This is a genomic window from Microcystis sp. M_QC_C_20170808_M3Col, from assembly GCF_007095505.1.
Classification (GTDB): domain Bacteria; phylum Cyanobacteriota; class Cyanobacteriia; order Cyanobacteriales; family Microcystaceae; genus Microcystis.
This window is the reverse complement of record NZ_SFBY01000027.1, coordinates 1-15985: the sequence shown is the minus strand read 5'-3', so window position 1 is coordinate 15985 and position 15985 is coordinate 1. Positions and strand designations below refer to the sequence as shown.

General features: G+C 44.2%; 9 protein-coding genes and 1 pseudogene. 4 read left to right on the top strand and 6 right to left on the bottom strand.

The annotated features are described in order from the left end of the window. Nucleotides 1–345: 345 nt before the first annotated feature. From metH to EWV84_RS01410, 4 genes are all read right to left on the bottom strand, one after another. Nucleotides 346–3909 (bottom strand): methionine synthase, encoded by a 3564-nt coding sequence (metH, locus tag EWV84_RS01425; RefSeq protein WP_287075943.1) that lies wholly within the window; start codon nt 3907–3909, stop codon nt 346–348. A 152-nt stretch (nt 3910–4061) separates the two neighbouring features. After that, entirely contained in the window at nt 4062–5192 is a 1131-nt protein-coding gene (locus EWV84_RS01420) for a SpoIID/LytB domain-containing protein (RefSeq protein ID WP_287075941.1), read from the bottom strand. Nucleotides 5193–5421: 229 nt separating this feature from the next. After that, nucleotides 5422–6042, bottom strand: a complete 621-nt coding sequence (locus EWV84_RS01415) for a restriction endonuclease subunit R (RefSeq protein WP_287075939.1) — start codon at nt 6040–6042, stop codon at nt 5422–5424. 426 nt (nt 6043–6468) lie between these two features. After that, nucleotides 6469–6966, bottom strand: coding sequence for a DUF29 domain-containing protein (locus tag EWV84_RS01410; RefSeq protein ID WP_002798842.1), 498 nt, complete (start codon nt 6964–6966; stop codon nt 6469–6471). 313 nt (nt 6967–7279) lie between these two features. Here EWV84_RS01410 and EWV84_RS01405 point away from each other — a divergent pair, with 313 nt between their 5' ends. Both EWV84_RS01405 and EWV84_RS01400 read left to right on the top strand, forming a co-directional pair. Beyond that, nucleotides 7280–7588: a hypothetical protein gene (locus EWV84_RS01405; protein ID WP_002749952.1), complete on the top strand. Its 309-nt coding sequence runs from the start codon at nt 7280–7282 to the stop codon at nt 7586–7588. Further along, on the top strand, nt 7589–7939 hold the full coding sequence (locus EWV84_RS01400; protein WP_106908415.1) for a hypothetical protein: 351 nt from the start codon (nt 7589–7591) through the stop codon (nt 7937–7939). A gap of 226 nt (nt 7940–8165) precedes the next feature. Here the strand turns inward: EWV84_RS01400 and EWV84_RS01395 are convergent, their stop codons facing one another. Further along, entirely contained in the window at nt 8166–11801 is a 3636-nt protein-coding gene (locus tag EWV84_RS01395; RefSeq protein WP_287075933.1) for a tetratricopeptide repeat protein, read from the bottom strand. Between the two features lie 83 nt (nt 11802–11884). On the opposite strand from EWV84_RS01395, the gene EWV84_RS01390 reads away from it, so the two are divergent. After that, entirely contained in the window at nt 11885–12994 is a 1110-nt protein-coding gene (locus EWV84_RS01390) for an S-(hydroxymethyl)glutathione dehydrogenase/class III alcohol dehydrogenase (protein ID WP_287075931.1), read from the top strand. A 418-nt stretch (nt 12995–13412) separates the two neighbouring features. Next, nucleotides 13413–15281, top strand: coding sequence for a penicillin-binding protein 2 (gene mrdA / locus EWV84_RS01385; RefSeq protein WP_286824208.1), 1869 nt, complete (start codon nt 13413–13415; stop codon nt 15279–15281). Here the strand turns inward: mrdA and EWV84_RS01380 are convergent. Beyond that, a pseudogene (locus EWV84_RS01380) lies at nt 15278–15781 on the bottom strand (radical SAM protein); the annotation flags it as partial. The gene mrdA and the pseudogene EWV84_RS01380 sit on opposite strands and share 4 nt — an antisense overlap. Nucleotides 15782–15985 lie beyond the last annotated feature (204 nt).

Below are 15985 nucleotides of genomic sequence, written 5' to 3'. Positions count from 1 at the left end.
GGGAAAAAGTCCCTGAATTTTCCCCCCAATCACTCCAAGGGTCGGCACTTTTTGAGGTCAAAAAAGTCTAAAAACCTTGTTGGATAAGGTTTTTAGATTTATTCAGCAAACCCTAATTAGGGTTTGCGGCAAAAAGTTTTTCGGTGGGGGTAGGGTGTGGGGTGTGGGGTGTGGGGTGTAGGGTTTTACCGATAAAAACTCACACCTGATAAGCTGTTCGTAGTTTAAATTGCTTGTTGAGATCAGGCGGTCGGCAGGGGGCAGGAGGAAAAATCGAATATGCAATTTAGATTCAAAACAGCTTAACTGATAACTGATCACTGATAACTGATCACTGATCACTGATTAGGTACTAAAGTATTTAGCGGTGGGGTGATAGGTGATAATGGCGGTGGTGGATTGTTCTGGGTACAATTGTTCGCTTTCGTCCATAGACATCCCAATGCGATCGCATCCTAACAGATCTAGTTGCTTGTATTGATCCTGAATATTGGGACAAGCGGGATAGCCGAAACTATAGCGAGAACCTTGGTAACGCTGTTGCAGTATATCGCGGATATTATCAGGATCGAACTGTGCGAAACCTAACTCGCGACGGATGCGGGTGTGAGTCCATTCGGCCATGGCTTCGGCGGCTTGGACAGCCATGCCGTGATAATAGAGGTATTCGGTGTATTGGTTGGCATCAAAGAGAGATTTAGCGTATTCCGTGGCGATTTCCCCCACTGTCACCGCTTGCATCGGGAAAACGTCGATAATACCGGATTCCTGCGGGGCGAAAAAGTCAGCAATACAGAGACGACGACCGGATTTCTGGCGAGGAAACTCAAAAATGGCGATCGGTTGCAGATTTTCGGGTTTTTCGCCCGCTTGTATCGATTCGGGATCGTAAATTAAGAGGGAATTACCAGAGGATTGACAGGGAAAATAACCATAAATTAATGTGGGGTTTAGTAAATTTTCCTTGACAATTTTCTCTTTCCATGCTGCCAGAATTGGATGAACTTTTTCCTGTAAAAACTGGTCGTATTCCTGCTTCGGTTGGCTTTTTGGTTTGCGGAATTGCCATTGACCGACAAATAAAGCTTGTAGGTCCAAATACCAGAAAACCTCCTCGATGGGAATTTCTGCTGCTGTTAATATTTTAGTACCCCAGAAGGGCGGTGTTGGTCGGGGAATATTAACTTCCACCGCTTCCGAACGACGGGTATCAATAACTAATTCTTGGTTGACGCTGCCATCGGTAAAAATAGTATCGGGATTAACCTCTAATTCTTCTGCGACAACCGGGGTTTTTTCTCCCTCGACAAACTCCCCTAAAAAGCCTTTACTATCATCCCATTGGCCCCCAGCTTTAGCGGGCATTAATTTATCCATAAAATGCAGGTCAGAGAAGGCATCTTTACCATAGATAACCTTTCCCTTGTAGGTTTTTTGACAGTCATCATGGACAAATTTGGGAGTTAAAGCTGCCCCGCCAAGGATAACGGGAACGGTGATTCCTTTTTCGTTAAAAACCTCCAGATTTTCCTTCATAAAAGCCGTCGATTTCACCAATAAACCGCTCATAGCGATACAATCGGCTTTATGTTCTTTGTAGGCTTCGATGATATTTTCTACGGGTTGTTTAATGCCCAAATTAATCACCTTATAGCCGTTATTGGTCAAGATAATATCAACTAAATTTTTACCGATATCGTGAACATCCCCTTTAACTGTTGCGATAATAAAAGTCCCTTTGGCATTATTATCCCCCTCTTTTTTCTCCATAAATGGTTCTAAAAAAGCAACGGCTGCTTTCATAGTTTGGGCAGATTGGAGAACAAAAGGTAACTGCATTTGTCCTGAACCAAATAACTCACCCACTACCTTCATCCCATCCAGGAGGAAAATATTAATAATATCTAGGGGTGGATAGTCCTGTAAAGCTTGATTCAAAGCACCTTCCAGTCCCAATCTTTCCCCATCAATAATATGCTGTTTTAAGCGTTCCTCCACGGGTAAATTAGCATTACTAGAGGGGTCTTTTTTAGTAGTTTTCCCCGCAAATAATTCGGTTAATTTGGTCAGGGGATCATAAACACATATATCGCCATCAAAACGACGATTATCATAGATTAAATCCAGACAAACTTGCTGATATTCTGGTTCAATTTTTGCCAGAGGAAGAATTTTATTAGCACTGACAATTGCCCCATCCATCCCCACCTGCATCGCTTCGTTGAGGAAGACGGAATTTAATACCTGACGCGCTGCTGGATTCAAGCCAAAGGAGATATTAGACACACCTAAAATCATGTGACATTCTGGCAATTCTTGGCGAATTCGGCCTATTGCTTCGATAGTAGCCTTGCCATTTTCTCGGTCTTCTTCGATACCGGTAGAAATCGGTAAAGCTAGAGGATCAAAAAAGATTTCGTAGGGAGGAATTCCGTATTCTATCGCCGCATAATAGGCCCGTTTAGCTATCTGGAATTTTTTCTCGGCAGTGCGTCCCATTCCTTCTTCATCAATGGTTCCAATTACTACCCCCGCACCGTATTTTTTCGCTAAATCCAAGACTTGATAAAAACGCGGTTCCCCGTCTTCGTAGTTAGTAGAGTTCAGGATACATTTACCCCCCGCTACTTTTAACCCCGCTTCCATTTTTTCCCATTCGGTGGAATCTAACATTAAAGGTAGGGTGACATTATTAACTAAACGAGAGGCTAATTGGTGCATATCGCACACCCCATCCCGGCCCACATAATCGACGTTGACATCCAGAATATGCGCCCCTTCTTTTACCTGCGCTTTCGCCATAGATACTAAACTATCCCAGTCTTCATCATTGAGAAGTTCCCGACATTTTTTAGAACCACTGGCGTTTAATTTTTCCCCGACAATAAGGAAAGAATTATCTTGAATATAGGGTTGAGTGCTGTAGATAGAAGCGGCGGAGGGTTCATAATGATAATGACGAGATTTTGGAGTTAAACCCTGACTTAGTTCCGCTAAAGCTTGAATATGGTCGGGACGAGTACCACAACAACCGCCGATAATTTGTACTCCCAAATCTTCGATAAAGTGCATTAAAGCCATTTTTAATTCTACGGGAGTGAGGCGATAGTGCGCTTGACCGCCGACATTTTCCGGTAAACCAGCGTTAGGAATACAAGAAACAATAAAAGGGGAATTTTCCGAGAGATATTTAATATGGGGTTTCATCAAATCGGGACCAGTGGCGCAGTTAAGTCCCAAAATATCGATTTTATAGGGTTGTAAAATAGAGACAACGGCGTTAATTTCCGTTCCTACTAACATCGTTCCCATGGTTTCCATCGTCACTGAAACCATTAGGGGCAATCGTTGACCTTTTTTCTGAAATACTTCTTCAATAGCATTTAAAGCCGCTTTAATTTGCAGGACATCCTGACAGGTTTCTACTAATAATAAATCTGCCCCGCCATCGTACAGGCCTTCTACCTGTTCCACATAGGCATTTTTGAGAGTATCAAAGTCAATATGACCCAAAGTGGGCAGTTTTGTCCCTGGCCCCATGGAACCCGCCACAAAACGCGGTTTTTCGGGGGTAGAGTATTTATTAGCGCAAGCCTTGGCCAGTTCGGCGGCGGTTTTGTTGAGATAATAGGCTTGATCGGCTAAATCGTACTCGGCTAAAACTATCGAGGTTCCCCCGAAGGTGTCGGTTTCAATCACATCCGCACCCACCGCTAAAAAAGCTTCGTGGACTTTGGCTACGGCACTAGGTTTAGTATGGACAAGATACTCGTTACACCCTTCGTATTCTGCCCCACCAAAGTCCTCGGCCGTGAGATTTTGGCTTTGTAGGGAAGTTCCCATCGCCCCATCAAAGACGAGGACGGGATGTTTGGGTCCGTTGAGGTAGTCGAGAAAGGGGCTATTCATAGAGAGATTTACTGCTATAGCATTTTGAAAGTTTATTCTAATACAGTTACTAGAAATCTGCTATGGTCGGCATTTCAGTGATCAGTGATCAGTGATCAGTTATCAGTTATCAGTGATCAGATTTGAGTTTTCAGTCGAGAAAGCCTATCAATCTAATTTTGTAGAACTAGACGGGCTAAACCAACTCCGGGATAATAATTACCGAGAATTTGTTGATAATCTAGGCCTTTTTCCGCTAATTTATAAGCCCCAGTTTGACTCATACCGCGACCACCGTGGGCCCAAGCGACAATTTCATCGGTGGCAGCATAAAGAGACTCGACTACACCCCCTTTATAACTGAGAATCTGCCCAGCAGTGGCATTAACCGCTTGGTGAGTCGATTGATACTCCGAGCGAATGCCTTTATATACCTGCCAGCGTTGGCTATTGCCCAGATGAAACCAAGCATTAGCGGGGCGGATTATATGTACTAGGGCGTAGGAACGAGCGGCGATCGCTTGTGCCTTTAAAGCGTGCATTGGCGCGGTGGAGTGCATTTCACTACCCACCACACTATAGAGATAGGCCTCTAAATTAACATGATTGACCACTAATAAGCGATCGCCTTGGGCCACCAGCAGCACTTTGCCCCGATACCAACTATCATCCACATAAACTAAACCATCGGCACTGGTGGGCTGCACAAAAATCACCTCTGGCAGCGATAAATCGCCCATTTTTAAGCCCTTGGCACCTGGAATGACCGGTAAACCCTCGTTAGTGGCAATCGTTTTTAAACCGCGACCTTGGCGATCTGTGATCACCGCCGGCCCGTTAACTCCAATCAAAACACTGGCCACATCCCTTTTGATCGCCACGCGAATTTCTAGGGCCGGCGGCGTATAATTAGCGGGAACCACTAAAGGTTGTCTAGTCACCGGTTTAACCGCGGCAGCGGGGGAAGTATTAGGGGAAGTATTAGGGGAAGTATGGGCCGATGGTGCTAATTTTTTCGGCGCGGAGGGGGAAGATTGGGGAGAGGGCGCTAGTTTCGGCGATGGCGCGGTTAAGGGTGCGATCGGAGATGGGATAATAGGGGAAGGAAAGGCAGCAGTCTCTAGATTTGCTTGCGGTTGCGGGGTTTCTGGTTTTTCCTTGGCTAAATAAGTTAAGAGAATTGGCGTAAAAGTAGCGATCGACAGCAAAGGAACGGCACAATGGCGCAGCAGGGAAAAATAGGTACTAGCAGCAAATTTCACTTTAATCACACCATCTTTAATTTTCTTATCTAACTTTACCATTCCCCTCTCAGGCCGGGCAATTCTAGACAAAAACTCTCGTATTTTTGAGCTTGTCAGGACAAATCAGGCTGAAATAGTGAAGAAAAGCCGAAAAAATCCTGATAATTTTGATTTATGCCTACTGATTTGTTCCTTTCAGAGCAAATTATACAACAGAGGGAAATAGGAGAGTAACGATTCTGCTGGAGTTATCAACAGTCGTAAAATTAGGTACTGATTATTTTCATACTCAAATTAGTTGACAGAGATGTTTAAGGATTTTGAGAACCTCGTATAAATCCCCCGGATTTCTCATGGCAAATAAACGAGAGGTTCCGTATAAAGGTTTCCCGTCCCATAATAATTTAACAAATAAAAACTCGGAACCATTGGTCAACATTCCATAATTAGGACGGTTTGGATGAGGATTGGCTATTAAATAAGCTAATAATTGCGGTAAACCTACTTCAACGGAATAAATCACCCGTTTTGATTCAATAATCATTACCCATAATTGATCTTTTAGAATTAAAGTATCTAACCTTCCTTTAATTATTAAATCTTGCTCTTCTGTAATAATTTCAACGGAATCTTCTGCTTTAATGTGAAAGGGAAATAGATAAAAGTTACCAATAAATAATAATGGTTCTAAAACCGTCATCCTCACCGAAGTTTCCAAAAAGGGAGGATAATTCAATAAGTTAAAATAACCTGTTTTGATTTTATCTAACAATTCTTTTTCTTGGTCAGAGATTGCTTCTATATCTTCCTGCCATTCCCCAAAAAAATGCTTATCTTCTATAAACTGTAGTTGAAAATGATTAATTAAATCTCTGAGAGTGACTTCTTTTGCTTGTAAAAATTGAACCATATTTACCTACTTAATTAACACTTACTTTAATGGTAATTTTCTATTTTTAATTTAACCAAGCAAAATATCGGTTACTGATAGGGTTAACTGCTCTAAATCAGAGAGAACAGTTAAGGATATGGTCTTGTTTTGTTTACCTGCACATCGCTTCGGTTAGCATCGTTCAGGTTTTTATCAGCTGCTTTCGCTCTTCCTACATCATCCAGATTAGCCATCGTCTTCTCCTTAATTTAGAGTACATGAAAGGTTCACTTTGCTATGATTTATCCAAGAGATTTATTGAGATATAAGTAGTTAGGTGTTAAAAACTTTATTCCCCCCTTATTTCCCAGGGAAGGGGGGTTAGGTCATTCGGGCGATTTTTCATGTTGGCAAGGTCATATTCTGGTTTCATGGTTTTATTATCGATAATGTTTACTTTCGTTTTTACCCGTAAAAGTCCTCATTTAGAATCTGTTCAGGTGTGAAAGGACAAGCGAGGGGATACTCACTTTCTTGGGGAATACGAATACCAAATTGAGCGCGTTTACCCTGTTTGATGGCGACTTTACGAGCGCTGGAATAGGCTTGTGTGATGGAGATTAAGAGATAAGATTTAAGAGAGGGAGTCTTAAGTAAATCATCTTGAACGCGCTGGCGATGCTCATCTACTGAATTATACCAACTTGCTTTCATTGTCTCAGGAGCATCATGCTGTATCTTTAATTTGAGTAAGTGAATCAACAAGACCATTAAGTTGCTCTCTAAGGCGCGTTTCTCTGACTTACCCAAATCTTTTAACTCCTCAATTAAGTTTTCTATATCCAGTTGTTCAAACTGTCGATTCTGTAATTGATGAATAGTTTGCTCAATCCACAACTGAAGATCTTGTTCGTAAAGTGTTGTGGGATTTTCTTGAATGTCCGATTGTTTTAATAAGTTCATTTGGCTTTCATTAAGTTAACTGTAGATGAATAATTTGGTCTTTATATTTATTATTATACTTGATCTTTACCAGATAGTGTGATCGCATTGGGTTCTTAATTATTGACCTCTCCCCTGGCCTTTCTCCTACAAGGAAAGGGGAGAGAATTTAGCGAAGGGAGCTTCGACTACAAACTAGGTTGGTTGTCAAGGCTCTAGCCCGAACAAGTTTAACCTGTTTTCTTTAGGTAGTGAGAAGCTAAATGGACATAACCCTATTGCCCAAATTGGGTAACTTATCTAGAATAAGTATATGAAGAGAGGAGGAGACGTGATGGAGTATCAGAATTTTTCGCTCATTAAAGAAGATATTCAGGCTGATGCTTGCGGACGGATTAGCCTTGGGACTGAATGTAGCAACCGTCACTATCGAATACTGATGAATACAAGCGGGGAACTTCTTTTGGTTCCCATGGTGGCGATTCCAGAGGGAGAACTATGGGCTTTTCAGAATCCTAGTGTCCGCGAGTCGCTCAAACGGGGACTCGCAGAAGCCCGCACGGGAGATTTCGCTGAAGAAACAGTCGATTTAGACGCTATGCTTGAGTTTGCTGCATCTATTCCTGAAGAGGTCGAGGAGTAGGTGAGTTTTTCTTTACGACAGACACAGGAAGCTCGAAATACTCTATCTGAATTGCGAGCAGAAGCGGAACAGGCTCAAAAGACTCGCCTGGCTCAAGGTAGGACAAAAGCATCGAAACAAGAGGGTCTCTACAAACAGGTAACAAAAGCCCTCAAGCTCCTCAGTACAAACCCAAGACATCCAGGACTAAAAACCCACGAATTTAATTCCCTCGATAACCCTTATGATGCAACACAGAAGGTTTTTGAAGCCTACGCCCAACAGAATACACCGGGAGCCTATCGAATTTTCTGGTGCTATGGACCTCATTCGGGGGAAATCACCATTCTCGCTATTACACCTCATCCGTAGATCACAACATTGTAGGGGCGAAGCATTCGGGCAATAACCTATCGCTGAAACCGTAGATTTCCTATCCGAATGCTTCGCCCTTACTTTTTCAGCAAGCCCGAAATAGTTAGCGCTGAAGCGCAACAACAAGCCAGGTTCGTGAGGGAGTGAGGGAGGATCATCACCCCATCACCCCATCACCTCATCACCCTCTCTTTTTAAAGCCGGATTTAGTATTAGGGGGGAGTTAGACCAAACCCCGCACCTCCTCAACCCCAACCCCCAAAATATCAGCCACAGCAACGAAAATCTCCTCATCTTGCGTTTGCTGATAAAGAGCAACAAGACGGGGCAAAGAAAAGGTTTGTATGGTGTAATTATCGTTAAATTCTGCCAAAATTTGTAAGTCTTGCAGGTAATAACTTTTGGCTTGGCTCAATTCCCCAACTCCTTCCGCTACCCTTCCCAAATTGTGCAGGGTTCCGGCTTGCTCATAGCGATTGCCATATTCAATGTAGATCTCAAGAGCTTGCTGGTAGTAGCTTCGGGCTTGCTCCCATTCCCTCAATTGTTGCGCTACGATTCCCAACTGGTGCAGGGTGCTGGCTTGGGAGAAGCGATCCCCATATTCAATGAAGATCTCAATAGCTTGCTGGTAGTAGCTTCGGGCTTGCTCCCATTCCCTCAATTCTTGCGCTACTATTCCCAAATGGTGCAGGGTGCTGGCTTGGGAGAAGCGATCGCCATATTCAATCTTGATCTCAATAGCTTGCTGGTAGTAGCTTCGGGCTTGCTCCAATTTCCCCAATTCTGCCGCTACCTTTCCCAACTGGTGCAAGGTGCTGGCTTGAGAAAAGCGGTCCCCATATTCAATCTTGATCTCAAGGGATTGCTGGTAGTAGCTTCGGGCTAGCTCCCATTCCCTCAATTCTTGTGCTACGGCTCCCAAATTGTGCAGGGGTCTGGCTTGGGAAAAGCGATCCCCATATTCAATATAAATCTTGAGAGCCTGCTGGTAGTAGTGCCGCGCCTGCACCCATTCCCTCAATTGTTGCGCTACCATTCCCAAATTGTGATAGCCACAACCCAATGAATAGGCTTTTTTTTGCTCGTCCACCCCTTGGAGATTTTGAGTTAATTCAATAAATTTTAGCTGGGTCTGTTTCGCTTGTTCATAGTTTTTTGTATCTTGATAGGCGATGGCGAGATTGCCCAAAGCATTGGCAATATTACCACCGATTATCCCAGTTTTAATCTCTTCAGGATAAGTTTGACAAGCCTGACAGACACTCTCGCATAGTTTCAGTCTGTTACTAACATCCTTAGTAACAGCGAAATATTGATGTAAACAGAAAAAAATATGAATATTTTCCTGCTTCTTCAAACAAATCTGCAAAGCATTAAACAGATTTTCATACTCCCAGCGACAGAACAATATCCCCCACTGCTTCTCTTGCGGATTTTTGGAATTTAGTAATTTAATATAATAATCTGCCAAGCCTAGGTAATGATTCTTAAATCCCTCCCAAATTGCTGCTTGCGTCTCTGGTGCTAATTCCTTTAATTTCGTCTTTAGGAAGTAGGGAAAAATAGGCTGGATAGTCAAAAAACTCGGCATTTCTTCACTCATCGGCGAAAGCAACCCCCAATGAATCGCTTCTTCAACTGCTGCATCAAATTGGTCAAACTGATAGCCTTGTAAAAGTTCTAATTGCTGTAGTTGTTGGCTATATTCAGGAATAACACCCCGGTGAATAAACCCACTAAAAGGTGCTAAACATAGTAACAACTTCTGCGCCTCCTCCGACAAATTACTGTGGGAATATTCCACACACTTGATGATATTATTAGTCTTATTCTCATCCCCCACATTAACTAACTCCGCCAACTGTAACCCTTGCCAAATCTCCTCCGGTGACTGTCGCTTCAGATTCGCTAACACCACTTCCATCGCCAACGGATATCCCGCCAACAACTTCATCAAGCGTTTAAAATAATCATCCTTTTTAATCGCATTTTTCCGACTCTTCGCCTGACGTTCTAAAATTCTCTCCGCTAATTCAGTTCTCGACTCTTGGTCTAATCCTTGTAAGTGATAGATATTCTCCTTAAAAGTCCTGCGTTGCAGCCAAGTTTCCTCACTGCGAGAACCCAAAATCACCTTCGTCTTTCCCCCGACCAAATTCTTGAGAAATTCGGCGACTGCTTCCCTCTCATTCTCCGGTAAAGTATTCTGAATTGCTAACGGTTGTCCCGTCACCGACTCCAGATTATCTAAAATGAGAATATACGCCTCACTGCGGAGTTTTTGTTCTAGTTTCCTTACCCGCGCTTTCAGGTTCATCCCTTGGAAACTCCCCTGTTCAAAGCGATTATAAATTCCCTGACCGATTTCATAGACAATCTGTTCTAACGTCCAAGCTTTTTTATCATAACCAAAATAGAAAATATGGGTCGCCCAGTTGGTTTTCTGCCACCATTCTCGTAGATAATTGAGTAAAGTAGTTTTTCCTGTCCCTCCCATTCCTTTGAGTAAAAGGATATTATGTTTCAGTAGCGCCTTTTCCATCTTGAGAATTTCTAAATCCCTGCCGACAAAGCCGTATTCTGGTAAAGGAAAGACATATTGATTGCCGATATGTTCCCAGTATTTTTCCTCCTCTTCTGGAGTAAATGGACGCAAATTGAGATTAATTTTACCGCGACAATAAATCACCGGTAATAACCAATCTTCTAAATCTATTATCGTATTATAATAGGCGCGGCGTTGCTTATTATTGAATAACTCTAACCGTCCTTTTCGCATCGCTTCCGTTAGGTCTTTTCCGTTCAATAATTGCTGATAAATTGGTTTCATCATCAACTTAGCTGCAGAAACCGTCACCGAATATCCCATCGCTACCACAGCTTGCATTCCCGCAGTCATCAAACGACTCCCTAAACTGGTTTCCCGATAGTCTTCTGATTCCTGGGAAATTTGCTTTGCTGACTGACAAGCATTGAGAATACAAATAGGGATATTTTTCCCCGTGAGTAAATTCGCTAATTCCGTCGCTTCTACCGGAGTCGCTTGACCTTTTTCTTCTCCTTCCAGAAACAGAAAAGCTTTTACTCCCTCATATTCTGCTAAATCCTCCAGTCCCCATCCCCTTTGATAGCGCCAAGAGTCCCCGTGAACCTGTCTTTCGTACTGTTCATATTCCATTAATCCGCCATGAACATCGAAATGAATAACATGATAGTATCCTTCTCCCTTCTCATCCAGATGTCTGGTTAGTGATTCATAAGTTCCGGGACGCAAAATATCAATTTTTACTGGTATTTCACTACTATTTACCAGTTCTACTAAAGGACGGGAAATCGTGCGATAATTAACATCAGATTCCTCATTAGGACGCGCAATTACCACCAGGAGATTGATAGTAGGATAAGTGGCCATTTGCACCGGGACAACTGTAGCCCCTCGACGCTGGCGGGAGATGATACAATCTATAGAAAAGGGACGCGGTAAATCAGGATCTTTCAGCGCTTCCCAATGTAAAGCTTGAAATTCTGGCGACTGACTTTCGATAATAATTTGCAGTTGACTTAACTGCTTTCGCAAGTCTCGATATTCCCCATAAGCATTTAAATTAGTCTGGAAAACCTGTTTAAATAGGTTTTCGCCATAGTTTTGGACACTGTTGGCGGCTTTTTGCGCTTTATCCGTGTCTAGGGTGGGAAATACTAACCATTCCTCAAAGTACCATTCTAGTTGTTTTTCTTCTTGGTTAGTAAAGGGGTCAGTAACCGTAATTGGGTAGCTGTTACCGCTATCAAAATTGAGACTAGCAGTAAAGCCACCATCGTTCATTCCTTCTTCGCGGATGGTGAGGACTAACATAGAGATAAGTTGAGAATTGTTCTATTACAACTCTTCAGCAGTTTAACGGTATTATACTGGGAAAAACCTATTGCTTTGAGCCTATGGATGTTCGAGCGGCAGTTGCCCTAGAAGCGGGAAAACCCCTAACTATTGAAACGGTACAATTAGCACCACCGCAAGCAGGGGAAGTGTTAGTAGAAATCAAAGCCACGGGAGTTTGTCACACCGATGCCTATACTCTCTCTGGGGCCGATCCTGAAGGCTTATTTCCCTCAATTTTAGGCCATGAAGGGGCCGGAATCGTGGTAGAAGTAGGAAAAGGTGTCACTAGCCTGAAAGTGGGCGATCCTGTGATTCCCCTATACATTCCCGAATGTCGTCAGTGCGAATACTGTCTCAGCTTTAAAACCAATCTCTGTCAAGCGATTCGTCTCACCCAAGGTCGGGGAGTAATGCCGGATGGAACCAGTCGTTTTTCCCTCGATGGTCAGCCTCTTTATCACTACATGGGAACCTCGACTTTTGCTAACTATACCGTGCTGCCGGAGATTTCCCTGGCCAAGATTCGCCCCGATGCTCCCTTTGAAAAAGTCTGTTATATCGGCTGCGGAGTCACTACAGGTATCGGTGCGGTGATTAATACCGCTAAAGTGGAACCGGGGGCAAAAGTAGTGGTTTTTGGTCTGGGAGGCATCGGTTTAAACGTTATTCAAGGGGCCCGTTTGGTGGGAGCCGATATGATTGTCGGGGTCGATATTAATCCCCAGAAACAAGCTTTAGCGGCAAAATTCGGGATGACTCATTTTGTTAATCCCCAAGAAATTGAGGGGGATTTAGTGGCCTATCTGGTGGATTTAACTAAAGGTGGGGCCGATTATAGTTTTGAGTGTATCGGCAATGTCCAGATTATGCGTCAAGCTTTGGAATGTTGCCATAAAGGTTGGGGTGTTGCCACTATTATCGGTGTAGCCGCGGCAGGCCAAGAAATTAGTACCCGTCCTTTTCAATTAGTCACCGGACGCGTCTGGAAAGGTACGGCTTTTGGTGGAGCAAGAGGTCGTACGGATGTACCAAAAATAGTCGATTGGTACATGGAGGGCAAGATTAACATCGATGATTTAATCACCCATGTTCTGCCTCTGGCAAGAATTAACGAGGCTTTTGACCTGATGCGACAAGGGGATTCTATCCGCAGCGTGATTACATTTTGAGCAGGGATAATGTTACATATAGTTAAGAAACACTTGACAAACTCTTAACTATATATGTGTGCCAGTTTCTTGGCTCTCTTTAACTTACTATAGAAGCGATCAATCTTTGTGTCCTCTGTGTCTGGTGTGGTTCCTTCCACTCCTTTGTATTTACTCCGATTTTGTTAAGATATATTGCGGATACCCTGAACTTTAGTCAACAGAGGAGCTAAATCACCTAGTATTGCGTCTTTTTCAGTGAACAGTAAACAGTGAACAGTGATCAGTAAACAGTGATCAGTAACCAGTGAAAAGACATTAGGAAAGTGCTATTTGAAACCGCTCACTTAATACTCCTTACTTAAAACTCAAATCTCAAATCTCATAACTGATAACTGATAACTGCCCTAATAACTTTTAAACTTTTAACTTTAAGCAAATGCGTAATAGCGGACTCCTATCAAAAACCAAAGTCAAACTAAAACCGAAAAAACCGCTCACCTCGCCGAAGCGGCCATCGCCGAATAAATTACAGAATAAAATCACAGATAAAGAGCGTCTAGTCGGTCGTCAGCGTCAGTCATGGCTAATTATGGGATTAATTAGCATTGTCCTGCTAGGAGGAGTCGGCTCACGCTTGGCATATTTACAACTGCAGCAAGGACAAATTAACCGAGAAAGGGCAGAAAATAACCGGATTCGCATTCTTCCCAAACCCCCAGTCCGGGGCAACTTATTCGATCGCAATGGCAAAGTTTTGGCCACGGCCCGCTTAACCCATGCGGCCTATATTTGGCCGAAATCCCAGCGTAATCCCGCTCAAAAACTCAATCTTGACCGTTTAGCCAGTATTTTAGGCATTCCCAAAAGCGACCTAGAAAAACGCATTAACGAAGCGGACGAAAACCCCTCCACCCTGATCCGCATCGCTAGGGGTTTAACTCCAGGCCAAATTATCGCCCTAGAGGAATACAAAGACGAATTAACCGGCATTGAAGTGGACGTGGAATCAGTGCGCTACTATCCCAATGGTAAAATTGGGGCGCATATTCTCGGTTATACGGGGGAACTAACCCCGGAGGAATATCAAGCCAAAAGACCCCAGGGCTACCGATTGGGAGATGTCGTCGGTAAAATGGGTGTAGAAGCCGCCTACGAGTCAAAATTGCGGGGAGAATGGGGGGGAATGCAGTTAGAGGTCAACGGATCGGGACAAGTAATCCAAATTCTCGGCCAAAAAATTGCTAAACCGGGGCAAGATGTCACCCTGACACTAGATTTAAAACTCCAAAAAGCCGCCGAGGCCGCTTTAGGAAAACGCAAAGGTGCGATCGTGGCGATCGATCCCCGGGATGGTTCCGTGCGGGCCATGGTCAGTTATCCTAGTTTCGATCCCAATGTGTTCTCGGCCCCAATTACCACCACCACTTGGAAAAAACTACAAGCGGAGGGCAACCCTTTTGTTAACCGCGCTCTGCAAGGATTCCCCCCCGCTTCCACCTTTAAAGTCGTCACTGCCACTGCCGGCATGGAATCGGGTAAATTTCCCCCCAATACGGTCTTAAATACCTTTGCCGCCCTTTATGTGGGGGGGACAGCTTTTGGAGAATGGAATCACGCCGGTTTTGGGCCGATCGGTTTTGTCAGGGCCATGGCTATGAGTAGTAACACTTTTCACGGTCAAATTGGTCGCGGGGTGGGGGGTCCGGCTTTAATTGCCATGGCTCGGCGCTACGGTTTCGGTCAGAAAACCGGTATAGAATTAGCGGAAGAAACTCCGGGGTTAATTGCCGATCGCGATTGGAAACTGCGTAATTTTAAAAACTGGGATTGGTCCGTAGGGGATACGATTAATATGTCGATCGGTCAAGGATTTACCCTCGCAACTCCCCTACAAGTAGCTGTGATGTTTGCTGTCCCCGCTAACGGTGGTTTTTTGGTGAAACCGCACCTTTTACAGGATGCCCGCGATGTTAAGGAATGGCGAAAGTCTTTGAACATGAAACCTAGCACCCTAGACACCCTGAGAAAGTCCCTGAGATCCGTGGTAGCGGAAGGAACTGGTCGGGCCCTATCGGACCCCGCTTTACCGCCCGTAGCGGGCAAAAGCGGCACGGCAGAAGCACCTCCAGGGAAGTCCCACGCTTGGTTTGGAGCTTTCGCGCCCTTCGACAAGCCCGAAATTGTCGTGGTCGCCTTTGCGGAACATTCCGGCGGTGGTGGTGGTAAAGTGGCCGCACCTATGGTACGTCAGGTAATGGAGGCTTATTTTAATGTGAAGCCGAAAGAAGAAAAACCAAAGCCTTAGAGACCTGTGGCGGTAAGTGGCACACAGCGTACGGTAATTCCCGTGGCCGTGGCAATTTTTTGCGCCCAAATTGCCAATATTTCAGCGTTTACGGGTTTGAGAATTTGCATTCCGTCGGCAGCGGTGAGGGGATTATTACCGCGGGTTTCTAATTGTCTTTGTCTTGCCCGGGGACGGGTCGGGGTGTTAAGTTGAATTTCAACCGGTTGTAGCTGTTGCATCAAATCGATATACTGGTCTTGATCTTGGGGCGACCAAGAGGCCAGCACCATGGTTTGAATTGCTAGTTTTCCCGACCATTCTTGGCGAAATTGTCTTAATCCCGACCAAAGAATCTGCCAATCCAGGCCGGGGACTGGACGGTTAACCCGTCGCCATTGGGCCTCGGAAACAGCATCGATTTTAGCGGCGACGATATCAGCTTTGCTCAAGTCTTGACGCACTCGGGCATCTCCCAAGAGGGTACTATTGGTTAAGACCGCCACCGGCCGCCTGGTCATCGAAAATTTTGGGTCTGAAACCCCGTCGTAGAACGACGGCTTTACTGTTAAATATTAGCACATTTACGAAATATATGCTAAAATGTGGGCGTTGTCAGACAGAAAGATGAATCAAGCAGAAACGCAGGGAATAGGAACATCCTTAAACTTGAGGTAATGAATAAGAAGCCGAATTGAGTGCTCTAACATTTCGACAGATTTTGA

What these genes read in the sequence shown, in the direction of transcription:
- metH (WP_287075943.1), bottom strand. Translation starts at nt 3,909, where the DNA reads ATGAATAGCCCCTTTCTCGACTACCTCAACGGACCCAAACATCCCGTC.
- EWV84_RS01420 (WP_287075941.1), bottom strand. Translation starts at nt 5,192, where the DNA reads ATGGTAAAGTTAGATAAGAAAATTAAAGATGGTGTGATTAAAGTGAAA.
- EWV84_RS01415 (WP_287075939.1), bottom strand. Translation starts at nt 6,042, where the DNA reads ATGGTTCAATTTTTACAAGCAAAAGAAGTCACTCTCAGAGATTTAATT.
- EWV84_RS01410 (WP_002798842.1), bottom strand. Translation starts at nt 6,966, where the DNA reads ATGAACTTATTAAAACAATCGGACATTCAAGAAAATCCCACAACACTT.
- EWV84_RS01405 (WP_002749952.1), top strand. Translation starts at nt 7,280, where the DNA reads ATGGAGTATCAGAATTTTTCGCTCATTAAAGAAGATATTCAGGCTGAT.
- EWV84_RS01395 (WP_287075933.1), bottom strand. Translation starts at nt 11,801, where the DNA reads ATGTTAGTCCTCACCATCCGCGAAGAAGGAATGAACGATGGTGGCTTT.
- EWV84_RS01390 (WP_287075931.1), top strand. Translation starts at nt 11,885, where the DNA reads ATGGATGTTCGAGCGGCAGTTGCCCTAGAAGCGGGAAAACCCCTAACT.
- mrdA (WP_286824208.1), top strand. Translation starts at nt 13,413, where the DNA reads ATGCGTAATAGCGGACTCCTATCAAAAACCAAAGTCAAACTAAAACCG.